The 14,444-nt window shown below is 66.9% G+C and carries 13 protein-coding genes; 4 read left to right on the forward strand and 9 right to left on the reverse strand.

Features of this window, described 5'->3' with window-relative positions; all coding sequences use genetic code 11:
- Positions 1-12 precede the first annotated feature (12 nt).
- The 3 genes from EJA05_RS15900 to EJA05_RS15910 all read right to left on the reverse strand — a co-directional run bounded on the left by EJA05_RS15900 (position 13) and on the right by EJA05_RS15910 (position 3,464).
- Complete coding sequence (locus EJA05_RS15900; protein ID WP_125858970.1) at positions 13-1,338, reverse strand: MFS transporter; 1,326 nt, start codon at positions 1,336-1,338, stop codon at positions 13-15.
- A 28-nt stretch (positions 1,339-1,366) separates the two neighbouring features.
- A complete protein-coding gene (locus EJA05_RS15905) occupies positions 1,367-2,437 on the reverse strand; it encodes a C45 family autoproteolytic acyltransferase/hydolase (RefSeq protein WP_125858971.1) in 1,071 nt (356 codons plus the stop codon).
- A 109-nt stretch (positions 2,438-2,546) separates the two neighbouring features.
- Entirely contained in the window at positions 2,547-3,464 is a 918-nt protein-coding gene (locus tag EJA05_RS15910) for a LysR family transcriptional regulator (RefSeq protein WP_125858972.1), read from the reverse strand.
- A gap of 287 nt (positions 3,465-3,751) precedes the next feature.
- On the opposite strand from EJA05_RS15910, the gene EJA05_RS15915 reads away from it, so the two are divergent.
- A complete protein-coding gene (locus tag EJA05_RS15915; protein WP_125858973.1) occupies positions 3,752-5,473 on the forward strand; it encodes an amidohydrolase in 1,722 nt (573 codons plus the stop codon).
- 10 nt (positions 5,474-5,483) lie between these two features.
- Here the strand turns inward: EJA05_RS15915 and EJA05_RS15920 are convergent, their stop codons facing one another.
- Positions 5,484-6,365, reverse strand: a complete 882-nt coding sequence (locus EJA05_RS15920; protein WP_125858974.1) for a LysR family transcriptional regulator — start codon at positions 6,363-6,365, stop codon at positions 5,484-5,486.
- Positions 6,366-6,626: 261 nt separating this feature from the next.
- On the opposite strand from EJA05_RS15920, the gene argC reads away from it, so the two are divergent.
- A complete protein-coding gene (gene argC / locus EJA05_RS15925; RefSeq protein WP_125858975.1) occupies positions 6,627-7,556 on the forward strand; it encodes an N-acetyl-gamma-glutamyl-phosphate reductase in 930 nt (309 codons plus the stop codon).
- A 71-nt stretch (positions 7,557-7,627) separates the two neighbouring features.
- Positions 7,628-8,314 (forward strand): GNAT family N-acetyltransferase, encoded by a 687-nt coding sequence (locus EJA05_RS15930; RefSeq protein WP_125858976.1) that lies wholly within the window; start codon positions 7,628-7,630, stop codon positions 8,312-8,314.
- Positions 8,315-8,453: 139 nt separating this feature from the next.
- Here EJA05_RS15930 and EJA05_RS15935 read toward each other — a convergent pair whose 3' ends face one another.
- The 5 genes from EJA05_RS15935 to EJA05_RS15955 are packed head-to-tail and all read right to left on the reverse strand — an operon-like array spanning position 8,454 to position 12,888.
- On the reverse strand, positions 8,454-9,209 hold the full coding sequence (locus tag EJA05_RS15935; protein WP_125858977.1) for an ABC transporter permease: 756 nt from the start codon (positions 9,207-9,209) through the stop codon (positions 8,454-8,456).
- Positions 9,209-10,414 carry an ABC transporter substrate-binding protein gene (locus tag EJA05_RS15940; RefSeq protein ID WP_125858978.1) on the reverse strand — a complete coding sequence of 402 codons (1,206 nt, stop codon included), beginning with the start codon at positions 10,412-10,414 and terminating at the stop codon, positions 9,209-9,211. The genes EJA05_RS15935 and EJA05_RS15940 overlap by 1 nt, the downstream gene beginning before the upstream one ends.
- Entirely contained in the window at positions 10,401-11,222 is an 822-nt protein-coding gene (locus EJA05_RS15945) for an ABC transporter ATP-binding protein (protein ID WP_125464430.1), read from the reverse strand. Before EJA05_RS15945 ends, EJA05_RS15940 begins: the two co-directional genes overlap by 14 nt.
- The gene (locus EJA05_RS15950) at positions 11,219-12,319 is read right to left on the reverse strand and encodes an acyl-CoA dehydrogenase family protein (protein WP_125858979.1); all 1,101 of its coding nucleotides are present in this window, start codon (positions 12,317-12,319) and stop codon (positions 11,219-11,221) included. The genes EJA05_RS15945 and EJA05_RS15950 overlap by 4 nt, the downstream gene beginning before the upstream one ends.
- Before the next feature lie 8 nt (positions 12,320-12,327).
- Positions 12,328-12,888 carry a carboxymuconolactone decarboxylase family protein gene (locus EJA05_RS15955; RefSeq protein WP_125858980.1) on the reverse strand — a complete coding sequence of 187 codons (561 nt, stop codon included), beginning with the start codon at positions 12,886-12,888 and terminating at the stop codon, positions 12,328-12,330.
- A 102-nt stretch (positions 12,889-12,990) separates the two neighbouring features.
- Here EJA05_RS15955 and EJA05_RS15960 point away from each other — a divergent pair, with 102 nt between their 5' ends.
- Positions 12,991-13,908 carry an AraC family transcriptional regulator gene (locus EJA05_RS15960; protein ID WP_125858981.1) on the forward strand — a complete coding sequence of 306 codons (918 nt, stop codon included), beginning with the start codon at positions 12,991-12,993 and terminating at the stop codon, positions 13,906-13,908.
- The last annotated feature ends 536 nt before the right edge of the window (positions 13,909-14,444 follow it).

Here is a 14,444-nt window from a genome sequence, read left to right on the forward strand (position 1 = left end):
GCAGACGCCCAATCAATGCCTGACGAACACCGCCCCGTCAGCGCCCGGCGCGGGCGCCTCGTCGATCTGCGCCGTGCTCAACCACGCCGTCTCCCTGAGCATCAACGAACACACCGCCACCAGCGCCAGCGCCGCTGCCCCGTACAACGCCACACCCAACGGGTTGTGGTCGGTGAGGATGAGGATCGCCGTGGCAACGCTGGATGCCGTGCCCCCGCCCAACGCCGCGCCGATCTGGTAGCTGGCGGAAATCCCCGAATAACGCATCTCACGCGGGAACTGCTCGCCGAGGAACGCCGGGATCGGCCCCTGGGTCGCGCCCATCAGCAGGCCGACCAGGCTGTAGGCGCACAGCGCAATGGCAAAACTCTTCATGTCGACCAAGGCAAAGAAGGCAAACAACCCCAGCGCCATCACCAAGGCACCGAACACCATCACCGGGCGCCGCCCGAGGCGGTCGGACAGGTGCCCGAACAGCGGCGCCGACAAGACGATGGCCACCGACAGGGTCAGGTCGAACATCAGTGCCTGGGTGCTGCCGAACCCGGCCTGGGTGGCATAGGTGAGAAAGAAGGTGCTGCCGATGTAGGCGATGGTGCAGTAGCCAAAGGCGATGCCGGTACACAGCAGCAGTTGCCGTGGCCGCTGGCGCAGCGCTTCGGCCAATGGAGCCTGCACCGGCTTGGCCGCAGGCGCGGCAAGCGGCGTGGGTGTCTTGAGCCGCGCATACAGGCCGATCAGCACCAGGCTGCCGCCGAGCCAGAACGGAATCCGCCAGGCGAAATCCACCAAGTTGTCGTTGGCCGCGGCGCTGACGATGGCGAATACCCCGGCGCCGAGAATCCCGCCGACGCCGATGCCCATGCTCGTGAAGCTGCCCCACAGCCCGCGCCGTCCGGGCGGCGCCGACTCGATGCCGAACAGCGCCGCGCCGCCCCACTCGCCGCCGGCGGCGAAACCCTGGACCAGGCGCAACAGCACCAGCAGCACCGGCGCGGTCACACCGATGCTGGCGTGGCTGGGCAGGCAGCCGATCAGGAAGGTACTCAGGCCCATCAGCAGCAAGGTGGCGACCAACACCTTCTGCCGGCCGATGCGGTCGCCGTAGTGGCCGAACACCAAGCCGCCCAGAGGCCGGGCGAAGAAGCCGGCACCGAAGGCGCTGAACGCCACCAGGGTCGCCGTCAGGTGGTCGAGCCCGGGGAAGAACACCTGGGGGAAGACCAGCGCGGCGGCGGTGCCGTAGATGATGAAGTCGTAGAACTCCAGCGCGGTGCCCAGGCCGGAGACGCAAAAGGTCCGCAAGGCGGAGCGGGATGAAGCGGTGTGCGCATGCATTGTTTTTATTCTCGGAATGCAGGTGGGCTCAGAAGCGCTGGAAGCCGGCCTTGGCCAGTTGCAGCGGGGTGCCCGCCACGTAGTCCAGCGCGCAATGTTCGGTGTCGATGCCGACGCTGAGCAGGGTCTCCCAGCGCTCGGTGTCGGGCATGGCCATGTCCGGATGGAAGCAGATCGGCGCGCTGTCGCCGGCCGCGCCGCACATCGCCTCGGCACGGGCGCGCAGGTCGGCGTCGGTCATCTGGCCGATCACCTGCTGCAGATGGCCCAGGCGTCCGAGGGTGTCGGCGCGGTCGGCGACCTGCTCGCCCTGGCTCAGCTGGGGGTCGAGGAAATGGTTGGTGTGCAGCAGCCAGCCATCCTCGCGGGGCAACACCAACGCCGTGCGCTCGGGGCTCAGTTCGATGCTCACCGCGCGCGGGCTGCGGTCCTCGCGGGAAAACACGGTGAGCACGGTAGACGCACTGACCCGCGCCGAGCGCGCCAGCTCCACGGCCTCGTCGACGCTGCGGGCGTCTTCCAGCAGGCGCCGGGCGATGGCATGCACCGGCACGCCACCGCTGGCGTTGTCGCTGGCGTGGTGGAGGATGTTGAAATGCAGGCCTAGGCCTGCGCTGTTCACCCCCAGCTTGGCCAGCATGCCGAACTCGCAGAACAGCTTGACCTGCATGCCGCGCGCTGTGTGCAGCCCGAGCATCAGGCCGTGCGGGCACAGGCTGTCATGCCAGTCCCAGGTCTGCAGGGTCTGCGGCGCTCGCGCACCGCGCGGGGCGTGCACGCTGGTCGAGCATTCGTGGTGGCGGGTACGGGCGGCCAGGACTTCGGTACGGGCGTTGAGGGCGGCCAGTTGCCACAGCGGCAGGTCGACGCCCTTGGCCATGCCGATCACCTCGGCGGCCAGCTCCGGGCTCCAGGCCTCCAGCGCGGCCAGACTGTTTTCGCCGATGCGCTGGGCCTCGCCCAAGCTCACGCCGACCCTGGGGAAGAAGCCCAGGTACAGCTCGGTGGTGTGGCGGATCTGCTCGGCGAACAGCGCGCCGAGCTGCGCACCGCGTGCCAGCGGGTCGCGGATGTCGGTGACGAAGGTGTGTATCTTCACTGCGGGGAACTCCTGGTACGGCAGGCTCGATGTTCAGACAAGCCTAACCACGCCGCCGCAGCCGATCATCGCCCTGCCCCGCACAACTTTTGTGCCCAGGCGGAAAAACTCAGGGGTGCAAACCTTGCTCACGCAAGTGCTCATGCAGCAGGGCGATGAAAGCCTGCAGCTTTCGCGTATTGCGCCGGTGCGGCAGGTACAGCACGTGCACCCAGGGGCCGAAGGCGCTCAGGGCGCGCCAGTAGTCTGGCAGCACCTCGACCAGCTCGCCGCGGGCCAGGTACGGCGCCGCGCACCAGGTGGGCACGAATTGCAGGCCCTGGCCGTCGAGCAGACAGGCCAGCAGGAAATCGAAGTTGTCACTGAGCAATCGCGCGGTGGGCTGGCGTACCCGCAGGGCCTGGCCGTCGCGCTCGATCCACCAGAAGCTGCGGTTGAGCAACGGGTGGCGCAGCAGCAGCCAGTCGTGCTGGGCGTAGTTGTCCAGGGTGATGTCCGCGCCGCGCCGCTGCAGGTAGGCCGGGCTGGCACAGAGGATCACCCGGTTCTCGATCAGCGGCTGAGCGATCAGCTCGGGCTGGTCGGTGGGGCCGTCGCGCAGCGACAGGTCGTAACCGCCGTCGATCAGGTCCTCGTTGGCGTCGTTGAGGTTCACCTCCAGGCGCACCTGCGGGTGTTCGCCCATGAAGCGGCAGCACACCTGGCTGAGAAACGCCGGGCCGAACGAGGGTGGCGCGGTGATGCGCAGGGTGCCGCGCAGTTCATGCTGCAACTGCTCGACCTCCTCGGTGACCAACTGCAAATGCATCAACGCCTGGCGCGCGCCGTCCAGGTACAGGCTGCCGGCCTCGGTCAGGGCCATGCGCCGGGTGGTGCGTTCGAACAGGCGCACACCCAACTCCGCCTCCAGGTGGGCAACGGCCTTGGTGATCGCCGACGGCGTCTTGCCCAACTGCTCGGCGGCGCGGCTGAAACTGCCGTGCTCGGCGGCGGCGACGAAGATGGTCAGGGCCGTCATTTTGTCCATGGTTGGTTCCTGTGAGGCACAAGTGGGGGTGCGAAGCAGTATCCATCCAGAGCCGAGGTGTGGGCAAACAGCGGGCCGCTTCGCGCCCCTATCGCCGGCAAGCCGGCTCCCACACCGACCGCGCCGGCCTCATGCCTAGTGGTGTACCTGTGGGAGCCGGCTTGCCGGCGAAAGGGCCACGTCGCGCTCTTTCCCCAACGCAAAAAGAGTTGTGCCCAAGACTGCGTTTAACCGATCCCCCAGCTTGGCTAGCCTGCGGCCTGATCAAAACAACAACGAGGCACCCGATGAAGTCGCTGCTCACACTTGCCCTCGGCGCAGGCCTGGCCTGTACCGCCCTGCCCGGCCTCGCCGCCGTGGACCTGATCCTGCACAACGCCAAGGTCTACACCGCCGCCCCCGGCCAGCCGTTGCAGCAGGCCGTGGCGGTGGACGGCGAGAAGATCGTCGCGGTGGGCTCGGACCAGGCCGTGCTGCGCCTGAAAACCGCCGGCACGCAAGTCATCGACCTGGGCGGCAAGGTGCTGATGCCGGGCATGCTCGACTCCCATTCCCACGCCATCAAGGGCGGCCTGCAACTGGAGCTGGCCAACCTGGCCGGCGAGCAACTGCCCCTCGATGAGCTGGAGCGGCGCCTGCGCCAGTGGCGCGACGACGGCAAGGCCCGGCGTGGCGAGTTCCTCAGCGTCGGCGGCCTGCCACCGACCTACTGGGACGATCTACCGGCCCTGGAACAGCGCTTCAATCATGGCGAGTGGGCCACGCAACCGATCCTGTTAGCCGCCAACGACATGCACACCGGCTGGGCCAACCAAGCCATGCTCCAGCGCGCCGGGGTAAATGCCGCCAGCATCGCCGCCCTGCCCGAGGACGCCCGCAATACCATCGGCCGTCACCCGGACGGCACGCCCAATGGTTTCCTGGTCGACGCCAGCCTCTACCCGGTCACTGATCTGCTGCCACCGCTGAGCCAGGACACTTTGCTGACCGCCGGGCGCATGGCCCTGGACTACTACAAGCAGCTGGGTATAACCGGCTGGATGGACCCACTGGCCAACGAGCTGCCGGGCGCCGACGTGAACAACGATTCCCTGGGCGTGCTGCCGGTGTACAAGGCCCTGGCCGAAAACGGCGAGCTCACCGCCCACGTCGCCGCGCTGCTGATGGCCGACAGCAAGGCCGGCCCCGCCGACCTGGACGAACTGGACAAGGTGCGCCAGCAGTTCATCGACGTACCCAACCTCACCCTGCCGGGCATCAAGGTGTTCGCCGACGGCGTGGCCGAGATGCCGGCGCAGAGCGCGGCGATGCTCGAGCCCTACCGCAACTCCGGGCAACGCGGCGAGCTGCTGCTGGACCCGGCGCATTTCGGCGAGCTGGTCAGCGCCGCCGATGCCCGTGGCTGGCTGGTGCACGTGCACGCCATCGGTGACCGCGCGGTGCGCGTGGCGCTCGATGGCATCGAACAGGCGCGGCGCGCGCGTCACAGCGGCATTGCCCATTCGATCACCCACCTGCAGATGGTCAGCCCCAAGGAGTACGCGCGTTTCCGCCAGCTCGACGTGATCGCCTCGATGCAGCTGTACTGGGCCAGTGCCGACGAGGCCAACCTCGACCTGGTCAAGCCCTACGTCAGCGCAATGGCCTTCATGCACACCTTCCCGGCCCATTCGCTGCTGAACAACGGCGCAACCATCGCCGGCGCCAGCGACTGGCCGATCAGCACCCCGGAGCCATGGAAGGCCATCTACCAGGCCATCACCCGCAAGGGTCCCAAGGGCGTGCTCAACCCCGGCGAAGCCATCGACCTGCAGACCATGCTGCAGGCCTATACCCTCAACGCCGCCCGGGCCATGCGCCTGGAGCGGCAGGTCGGCTCGCTGGAAGTGGGCAAGCAGGCGGACATGATCGTGCTCGACCGCGATGTGCTGAGCCTAGCCCCGGAGGCGCTGCGCGATACCCAGGTGCTGCAGACCTGGTTTGCCGGCAAGCGTATCTACGCACGCTGAGGCGGCGGCATCATTGGCGCAGGCGCTCCAGCGCCTCCAGCACGTGTCCGATGGCGCGCTCCGGCTCGCCCTCGCGACAGGCGATACCGAGCTGGCGCCACAGCCCCGGGCGCAAAGGCCGCCGGAGCACACGCGGATCGTGCTGCGGGCCTTCACCCTCCTGGGGCAACAGGGTCGCGCCGTACCCCGCGCCCACCAGGCTCTTGATCGCGTCGTTGAAGTTCAGTTCGATGCGTGGCTCGGGGTAGAGCCCGGCGGCGGCGAACCATTCCGAAGTCACCCGCGACAACTGCGTGGTGCTGTCGTTGAGGATCAACGCTCGCCCGGCCAGCCAGGCCGGCGTGACCCGCGCCGGCGGGCGCCAGTCGGCGGGCACGTAGGCCAGGATCGGGTCGCGGCGCCAGGGCGTCAGTTTCAGCCCCTTGCCTGCCACCTGTGGCAACGCCACCAGGCCGATGTCCAGGGTGCCTTCGCGCAGACGGGCCAGTGAGGCCTGCGAGGTCAGCACCTGCACCTGGACATCGATACCTGGGTGGTCCACGCGCAGGGCGTCGAGCGCCTGGGGCAACAGATGGGCGATAGCGCCCGTGGAAGCGCCCAAGCGCACGCGGCCGGTCAGGCCCTCGACCTGCCGGCGCACCTCGTCCAGCGCCTGGTCGGCATCGGCCAGCAAGCGCCGTGCACGTAGCAGCAGGGTCTCGCCGATAGGGGTCGGGCGCACCTGGCCCCGGGTGCGGGTGAGCAAGGGCGCGCCGATGCGCGCCTCAAGCTCGGCCACGTGCAGGCTGATGGTCGGCGGCGCAAGGTTGAGCTGGCGGGCGGCGTCGGCGAAGGAGCCGTGTTCGGCAATCACCACCAGGGTGCGCAGGCGGTCGAGGCTGATTTCTCGCATGGGGACTCTGACAGGTGGATGAGCATTTACAGACGACATCGCCCTTCTGTGGGAGCTGGCTTGCCAGCGAAAGCGTCAGTCTGGACTGACATCACTGTTGCGACTGACCTCATCGCTGGCAAGCCAGCTCCCACAGGAGAAGTGTCGCCTGCTGGGTAACTGATTCAGAATTAATGAACGTACCGATCATGATATTCAAATTTTCTTTCGTCCAGCCGCAGGCGAGCATAGGCCCACTCCCCTTTCATTCGGATACTCCTCATGCACCAGCCACTCGTTTTCATCGACGGCGACCAAGGCACCACTGGCCTGCAGATCCACGCGCGCCTGCACGGCCGCCAGGACCTGCGCCTGCTCACCCTGCCCGAGGCCGAACGCAAGGACCCAGCGCGGCGCAGCGAGGCGATCAACAGCGCCAACATCGCCCTGCTGTGCCTGCCCGATGACGCTGCCCGTGACGCCGTGGCAACCATCCGCAACCCGGCGGTGCGGGTGATCGATGCCAGCTCCGCGCACCGTACCGCGCCAGGCTGGGTATACGGCCTGCCGGAGCTCGACCAGCACCAGGCCGAGCGCATCGCCGCCAGCAGCCGCATCAGCAACCCGGGCTGCTACCCCACCGGCGCCATCGCCCTGCTGCATCCGCTGGTCAAGGCCGGGCTGCTGCCAGCGGACTATCCGCTGAGCATCCATGCCATTTCCGGCTACAGCGGCGGTGGCCGGGCGGCGGTCGAGCGCCATGAGCAGCCCGCCGAAGGCTATCTGCCGACCTTGCAGCTGTATGGCCTGGAGCTGGCGCACAAGCATGTGCCGGAAATCCAGCAGCACGCCGGGCTCAGCGCCCGCCCGCTGTTCGTGCCCGGCTACGGCGCCTATCGCCAGGGCATCGTCCTGAGCATTCCCCTGCAACTGCGGCTGTTGCCCGGCGTCACCGCGCAACAACTGCAGGCCTGCCTGGAGCAGCACTACCAGGGCGCCCGCCATGTGCAGGTGCTGCCCTTGCATCAGCAAGGCCCGGCCCCGGCGCTTGACCCGCAGGCGCTGAACGACAGCAATGACCTGCGCCTGGCGCTGTACGCCAACCCCGAGCACGGCCAGGTATTGCTGACCGCGGTGTTCGACAACCTCGGCAAGGGGGCCTCGGGCGCTGCAGTGCAGAACCTCGACCTGCTGCTGGCTGGGCTGCGCTAGCCACACCGGGTAAACTGGGCGCCCGCCTCGTTCGAAGCGGGCGTTTCAGCCCACCCGGAGCCCTACCCGCGATGTTCATCCTCCGCCGCCTCGACGGCGTGCCGCCCGAATCCTTCCAGAACCAGATCCGCCAGCTGGTGATCGACCATGTCGGCCAGCTCAGCAGCGTCGCCATCAGCCCGGCCAACCCTCTGTACCCGTTGTACCAGTACGGCGTGGGTATGGAGGTGCACCAGTACCTGATGGCCCTGGACGGCACCCGCGGCCTGGCCGTGCAGCTGACCCTGGCGCTGGATGCCGACGCCCCGGACCAGTTGCTCGGCTTTGCCCTGGCGCTGCCGGCCCAGGACGATGCGCAGGCCTGCAGCCTGGCGTTCCTTGCCGTGCATCAGGACCATCGCCGCCAGGGCATCGCCCGCGCGTTGCTGGATGACCTGCGCAGCCGCTACGCCTGCGTCGAGCTGAGCGCCTTCGCCGAGCAGGTGCCGTGGTTCGAAGCCATGGGTTTGCAGGTGATTGCCAGCGCCGGGCCACAGGTGCTGATGAGCAGTACCGGGCGTGCCAGCGGGGCGCTGATCGGGCGGCTGGATATTGCGCCGATCTACCAGACGGTCGAGGTGATGCAGATCCATACCTATCTGCTCAACCAGCAGGGTGAGGAGGCGATGATGGAGGCGGAGCAATCGCGCGATGAGCGGTTGGATGAGTTGGCGGAGCAGGCCAAAGCGTGTGTCAGGCAGCGGCTGACGCGGCATTGATGTAGACCGCTGGGGCTGCCTTGCAGCCCATCGCCGGCAAGCCGGCTCCCACACCGACCACGCCGTTTTCAAGACTTGCGCTGTACCTGTGGGAGCCGGCTTGCCGGCGAAGGGGCGCGCAAAGCGCCCCCGGCAATCTTCAGCCATGCACCCAGCGCCGGTGCAACCCGCGGGCCAGCGCATCGAGCATGAACCCCAGCACCCCGATCAACAGCACCATCGCCATCAGCTCGGAATACGCCAGCCGGTCACGGGTATCGAGGATGAAATACCCCAACCCCGCACTGACCCCCAGCATCTCGCACGGCACCAGCACGATCCACAGGATGCCGATGGCCAGGCGCACGCCGGTCAGTACATGGCCAATCACCCCCGGCACGATCACCTTGCACAAGGTCTCCCTGCGCGTGGCGCTGAGGCTGCGCGAGAGCTGCAACCAGCGCGGATCGAGCTGGCGCACCCCGGCGGCGGTGTTGAGCAGGATCGGCCACAGCGCGGCGAAGGCCAGCAGGAAGTAGATCGGCTGGTCGCCCACGCCCATCAGCATCACCACCACCGGCATCCACGACAGCGGCGAGATCATCCGCAAAAACTGGAACGCCGGCGTGGTTGCCGCCTCCAGGTGCCGGTAGCTGCCCACCAGCAAGCCCAACGGCACGCCGATCAACAGCGCCAGCAACAGGCCGATCAGGATGCGCTTGAGGCTCACCCAGATATGCCCGTACACCTCGCCCTGCCCCAGCAACTCCACCAGGCTCGCCAAGGTGGCCTGGGGCGAGAAGCGCGCCGACAGGCCGTCGGCCGCACCGAACACCTGCACCCCCGCCCACCACAGCAACAGCAGCAGCGCCAGGCCGGCAAGGCCCAGAGCGCCATGTACGACATGCCTTTGCATCAGACCGCGAACTCCTCGCTGCGCTGGAAGTTCTCGGCAATGCCGAAGGTTGCCGGGCCGCCCACCGCAGCGATGGCGTTGCGCACGAAGCGGTCATCGACCAGGTCGCGGGCGACGTGCGCGGGGTCGAGGCCGGCGAGGAAGCCGTTCTCGCCTTCGATCAGGGTGCCTTTGAGGCGCTTGACCAGTTCCTCGGTGTAGCTGGGGTACGGGTACGGCTGGAAGTCGATGCGTTTTTCATCCCAAAGCTGGTGCTGGATCGCGCCACTGGCGATGTAGCCGGCACGGTCCTCGGCGGCAGGCGCCAGCACCTTGGTCAGCACCGCAGGCTCGTGTGGGGTGTACTTGTTGGGGCCGGCCTTGGACAGCAGCGCGGCCGCTTCGGCGCGGTGCTCGCGGGTCCATTGCTGGGCCTTGACGATGGCGTTGACCACCTTCTGCGACCATTCCGGGCGGTTGTTGAGGTCGTGTTCGTGCATGAACACCACGCAGCAGGCGTGGTTGCGCCATACGTCACCGGTGAAACGCTGCACGCGGCCGACCTTGAGGTTCTCGGCCAGGGCGTTGAACGGCTCGGCGACGATGTAGCCGGCGATGCGTTTGCTGGCCAGGGCTGGCGGCATGTCCGACGGCGGCAGCACCAGCAGGTTGACTTCGTTTGCAGCCAGCTGTGCGTTGGCCGGTTTCGACACCGGCGTGAGGCCGTTGTCGTTGAGCATCTGCTGCAGCACCACGTTGTGGATGGAGTACCAGAACGGGATGGCCACGGTCTTGCCGCCGAGCTGCTTCATCTCGGTGATGTCCGGGGCCACGGTCAGGCCTGAGCCACCGACATGGTTCCAGGCCACCACCTTGGCCGGCACCTTGCTGCCATAGCGGGCCCACACGGTCATTGGCGACAGCAGGTGGATCACGTTGACCTGGCCGGAAATGAACGCCTCGATCACCTGGGCCCAGCTGCGCAGCAGCACCGGGCGCTCGGCCTTGATGCCTTCGGCCTCGAACAGGCCGTTGTTGTGCGCCACCAGTAAAGGCGTGGCGTCGGTGATCGGCAGGTAGCCGATGCGCACCGGCGCGTCGGGCTCGGCGGCGGCGCGCGCCTGCAGGCTGGCCAGCAGCGGCACGGCACCGGCGGCGGTGAGCATGGCGCTGAGTTTGAGAAAATCGCGACGGGACGTGGTGGAGCAGCAGTCATCCATGCACATGGACAGCCTCCGAGGGCAAGGGGGATGGGGTGGGTTCGGCTGTGCGGCTTGCCCGCCGTAGGGTTTTGAGGATTTCGATGCGCAGCGCGCCCAGTTCCTCGACCCGCTGCGCCCGGGGCTGCGGCAGGTCGATGTGCCATTGGCCGAGGGTGCGCGCCGGGTGGTTGCCCAGTAGCAGCACGCGATCGGACAGCAGCAAGGCTTCGTCGATGTCGTGGGTGATCAGTACCGCAGCGGTGTTGTGGGTAGCGATCAGTTGCAGCAGCAGTTGCTGCATATCGGCGCGGGTCACTTCGTCCAGCGCGCCGAACGGCTCGTCCAGCAGCAGCACTTCGGGTTGGCGCGCCAGGCAGCGGGCCAGCGCGGTGCGCTGGGCCATGCCGCCAGACAACTGCGCCGGGTACTGGCTGCGGGCATGGCTCAAGCCCACCGCGGCGATGGCGTGGTCGATGCGTGCGCGGCGCTCGCTGGCGGCCAGCTTGGGCTGGCGGGCGAAGTCGAGGCCGAAGGCGACGTTCTTCTCCAGGCTCAGCCAGGGCAGCAGGCTGGGGTCCTGGAACGCCACCGCCAGGCGCGGGTGCGGGCCCTGCAGCGCCTCGCCATGCAAGCTCACGCTGCCGCCACGGGGCTGCTGCAGGCCGGCCAGCACCCGCAGCAGGCTCGATTTACCGACCCCGCTGGGGCCGAGGATGGTCACCACTTCGCCCGGCGCCAGCGCCAGGTCGAACTGCTCCAGCACCGGCTGCCAGCCGCCCTCGCGGGGGTAGCCCAGGCTGATGTCGCGGGCGTCGAGTAGCACGTCGGTCATGCCGCACTCGCCTGGCGTTGCAGTTCGGCGCGCAGCTGCACCAGGCTCGGCGTGACGATCGGCACGAACGCCGACTCGCGCCAGCGGCGCGCGAAGCCTTCGCCATAGGCGGTGAGGTAAGCCTTGCCACCACTGGCCTGCAACTCCAGTTGCACGGCATCGGCAGCGCTTTCAGCGAGGGTGATGCGCAGTTTGAACAACGCGGCCGGTTGCTTGAGGAAGCGGCCGTCGAGCAGTCCCTGCTTGAGTTCGCCCACGGTGTTCTCCAGGCGTTCCTTGAGCACCTGGCGCGCCTCTTCGAGGAACGAAGCACGGCCTTGCAGGTGTTCCTGCACTTCGTCCAGGGCACGCCGCGCCAGGCCGATGGCCATGCCGCACTGCAGGGCGAGGAAGGCCGGGCGCACCTTGGGCAGGAACTCGCGGGCGTTGTCGTGCAGCAGCCAGTCGCGGGCCAGCGGTACCTGGTGGAAAGCCAGCGCAGCGGTGTTACTCGACTGCAAGCCCATCAGCTGAAGGTCGTCGGAGCGCTCCAGCCCTGGTGCGTCGGAGGGGATGGCCAGCACGAACGGCGCGCCGCCGGCATCGTCTTCGATGGCCGCAGCCACCACGAAACCACTCTTGCGCAGGTTGGTCACCCAGTGCAGCCGGCCTTCCAGGTTCCAGCCATCGGCTGCGGGGCGCCCGCGCACCTGCAGTGCCTCAATGCCGGAGAGGAACTTCATGGCATTGGAAAGCCCCGTGGCGCCGGCCAGCTCACCTTTGAGCAGCGCTGGCAGCAGGCGTTCGCGCAACCCCTGGTTAGGGCTTTGCAGCAGGTATTCAATGAAGGCGCGCTGACCCCAGCAGACGAAAGCCGCCGCCAGTGAGCGGCTGGCGATGGCGGCAATGGCTTCGACCGCCTCGGTGACATCACCGCCCGCGCCGCCGAGGGCCGGGTCGACGCCTATGCGCAGCAGTTGCGATTCGGCGATGTGCGCCAGTACCAGGTGCGGGTCGCACTGGCCCTGGTCGATGGTCTCGGCGTTGGCATCCAGCCATTGGCGAAAAGCGCTATCAAGCATGTCCCTACTCCTTTGGTGCGCCGGACACGCCGGCATCGGGCGGTTTAGGCCGAAGGCTGCCAGCGGTATTTGCTCAGCTCGTCATTGAGCGGCGTCTGGGCGAACACATTAGCAAAGTTGCACAGGGTTGCGAGGCTCACGCCCAGAATCACTTCCAGGGCGTTGCCCTCGGTGAAACCGGCCTCGCGGAAGGCTTGGTAGGTGGTGTCGCTGACGTTGCCGCGGGTGGCGATGACTTCACGGGCGAACTCGGCCAGGGTCTCGTAACGTGCATCGGGCAGCTCGCCACGGGCGCGCAGGGCATCGACCACCGCCTGCGGTAGCTTGGCCTTGTTCAGCGCCACGGCGGTGTGGCCGGCAACGCAGAAGTCGCAACCGTGCTGGGTAGCGGCAATCAACTGCACCACTTCGCGCTCGGCCAGGGTCAGCTCGGCCTTGCCGTTGAGCGCCGAGACGGTGACGTAGGTTTCCAGCGCGGCTGGGGCATTGGCCAGCACACCCAGCAGGTTGGGGATGAAACCGGAGTTCTTCTGTGCGTTTTCGAGGAACGGACGTGCGGCTTCCGGGGCGGTCTGCAGGCTGTGTAGAGTGATGCGCGCGGACATGGAGTGGTCTCCTTTGATGTAGGTCGCTACAGTCTGTTGGTTATAAGAAGTAGCATCCATATTCATCAGTCGCCTTTCCTTGCTCCTGAGTCCTTGCATTAGATGATTTCATCCAGCCACCTTGTCGATTGGTTATTAGAAGGCCTCGAGCTTGACGCAAGCCTGTTCCATGTCGGGCGCTATTGCGGTGGCTGGCACGCCAGCACCCAGGGCATGGGCCGGGCCAGCTTTCACCTGGTGGTGCAGGGGCATTGCTGGCTGCACGTCGATGGCCATGCCGAGCCTGTGCGGCTTGAGAGTGGTGATGCGGTGTTTCTGCTGCGTGACCTTGGGTATCGCTTATCGGGTGACGAGGACGTCGCTGACGCCTGCGCCCAGCCGCGCCGGGCCATGCAGGCGCTGGACCTGCAGGCCGACGATGGCGTGGGGCTGGTCTGTGGCTTCTTTCATTTCCAGACGGGCTTGTCGTCGCTGATCGTCGAGGGGCTGGCGGACTGGATCCTGCTGCGCGCCAATGATCCGGCCGGCAGTGCGGCACGTGCGCTGTTTGGCTTGATTCTCGAGGAATGCCGGCGGGCGCCGCAGCCGTCGCAGACGGTGCTCGAGCGGCTCACGCACTTGCTGTTCCTGTATGTGCTGCGCCAGCAGGTGCACACGGCTCAGCCACTGGGTGGATTGGTCGCCCTCGCCCGCCAGCCGGCTTTTGCCGGGCTGCTGGAGCGGCTGATAGAGGAGCCGGGGCAGGCTTGGACGCTAGAGAGCATGGCGGGGTGTGCGGGGCTGTCGCGCTCGGCGTTCTTCAAGCGTTTCAATGAACTGGCTGGGCAGTCGCCTGGGCAGGTGCTGCTGGCGCTGCGCATGCGTCAGGCTTGTCAGTTGCTCAAGGCGGGGAATACGGTCGAGCAGGTTGGCGGGCGGGTGGGGTATCAGTCGGTGGCGGCGTTTACTCGGGCGTTTGCCAAGGCGGTGGGGGTGCAGCCGGGGGCTTATCGCAAGCAGCATGAGGGGCGGGAGGGGTAGGTTTTTTGGTTTTTTGGCTTTTTGGTGTTTGGCTTCGGCTTCGGCTTCGGCTTCGGCTTCGGCTTCGGCTTCGGCTTTCAAAGTGTTGGCTTTGATAGATGTATGCGCATTCAGCGGCGATAGCGACTTTTAGTCACCTTTCCGCCCTTACGGCGGCCTACTTTTTTCTTGGAAAAAGTAGGCAAAACCGCCTGCTCCCATCATACGGCCCCTGCGCTGCGCTCCGGGGTCCCCTCGCTCCGGAGCCTTCCGGGCCCGCGCGGCCTCCGACTTGCTGCGCAAGTCTACATCTCGCGCCTTCGGCTTACGCCGAAGGGTGCTGCGCACCAGGGCCCTCCAGTCACCTCCACTCGGCCTCCTGAAGTCGCAATTTGTGTTGCCTGAACTATCGCGCGCTTAGAAGCAAAAGCAAAAACAGATCAAGAGCAGATCAAGAGCAGATCAAGAGCAGATCAAGAGCAGATCAAGAGCAGATCAAGAGCAGATCAAGAGCAGATCAAGAGCAGATCAAGAGCAGTAATGCGGTTATCTAGGTT

Origin of the sequence: Pseudomonas oryziphila (assembly GCF_003940825.1) — a bacterium.
In the GTDB taxonomy this organism is placed as follows: domain Bacteria; phylum Pseudomonadota; class Gammaproteobacteria; order Pseudomonadales; family Pseudomonadaceae; genus Aquipseudomonas; species Aquipseudomonas sichuanensis.

Excerpts from the sequence above, each read along its gene's own strand:
- EJA05_RS15900 (WP_125858970.1), bottom strand. The coding sequence starts at position 1,338 with ATGCATGCGCACACCGCTTCATCCCGCTCCGCCTTGCGGACCTTTTGC.
- EJA05_RS15910 (WP_125858972.1), bottom strand. The coding sequence starts at position 3,464 with ATGGACAAAATGACGGCCCTGACCATCTTCGTCGCCGCCGCCGAGCAC.
- EJA05_RS15915 (WP_125858973.1), top strand. The coding sequence starts at position 3,752 with ATGAAGTCGCTGCTCACACTTGCCCTCGGCGCAGGCCTGGCCTGTACC.
- EJA05_RS15920 (WP_125858974.1), bottom strand. The coding sequence starts at position 6,365 with ATGCGAGAAATCAGCCTCGACCGCCTGCGCACCCTGGTGGTGATTGCC.
- argC (WP_125858975.1), top strand. The coding sequence starts at position 6,627 with ATGCACCAGCCACTCGTTTTCATCGACGGCGACCAAGGCACCACTGGC.
- EJA05_RS15930 (WP_125858976.1), top strand. The coding sequence starts at position 7,628 with ATGTTCATCCTCCGCCGCCTCGACGGCGTGCCGCCCGAATCCTTCCAG.
- EJA05_RS15935 (WP_125858977.1), bottom strand. The coding sequence starts at position 9,209 with ATGCAAAGGCATGTCGTACATGGCGCTCTGGGCCTTGCCGGCCTGGCG.
- EJA05_RS15940 (WP_125858978.1), bottom strand. The coding sequence starts at position 10,414 with ATGTGCATGGATGACTGCTGCTCCACCACGTCCCGTCGCGATTTTCTC.
- EJA05_RS15945 (WP_125464430.1), bottom strand. The coding sequence starts at position 11,222 with ATGACCGACGTGCTACTCGACGCCCGCGACATCAGCCTGGGCTACCCC.
- EJA05_RS15950 (WP_125858979.1), bottom strand. The coding sequence starts at position 12,319 with ATGCCGGCGTGTCCGGCGCACCAAAGGAGTAGGGACATGCTTGATAGC.
- EJA05_RS15955 (WP_125858980.1), bottom strand. The coding sequence starts at position 12,888 with ATGTCCGCGCGCATCACTCTACACAGCCTGCAGACCGCCCCGGAAGCC.
- EJA05_RS15960 (WP_125858981.1), top strand. The coding sequence starts at position 12,991 with ATGATTTCATCCAGCCACCTTGTCGATTGGTTATTAGAAGGCCTCGAG.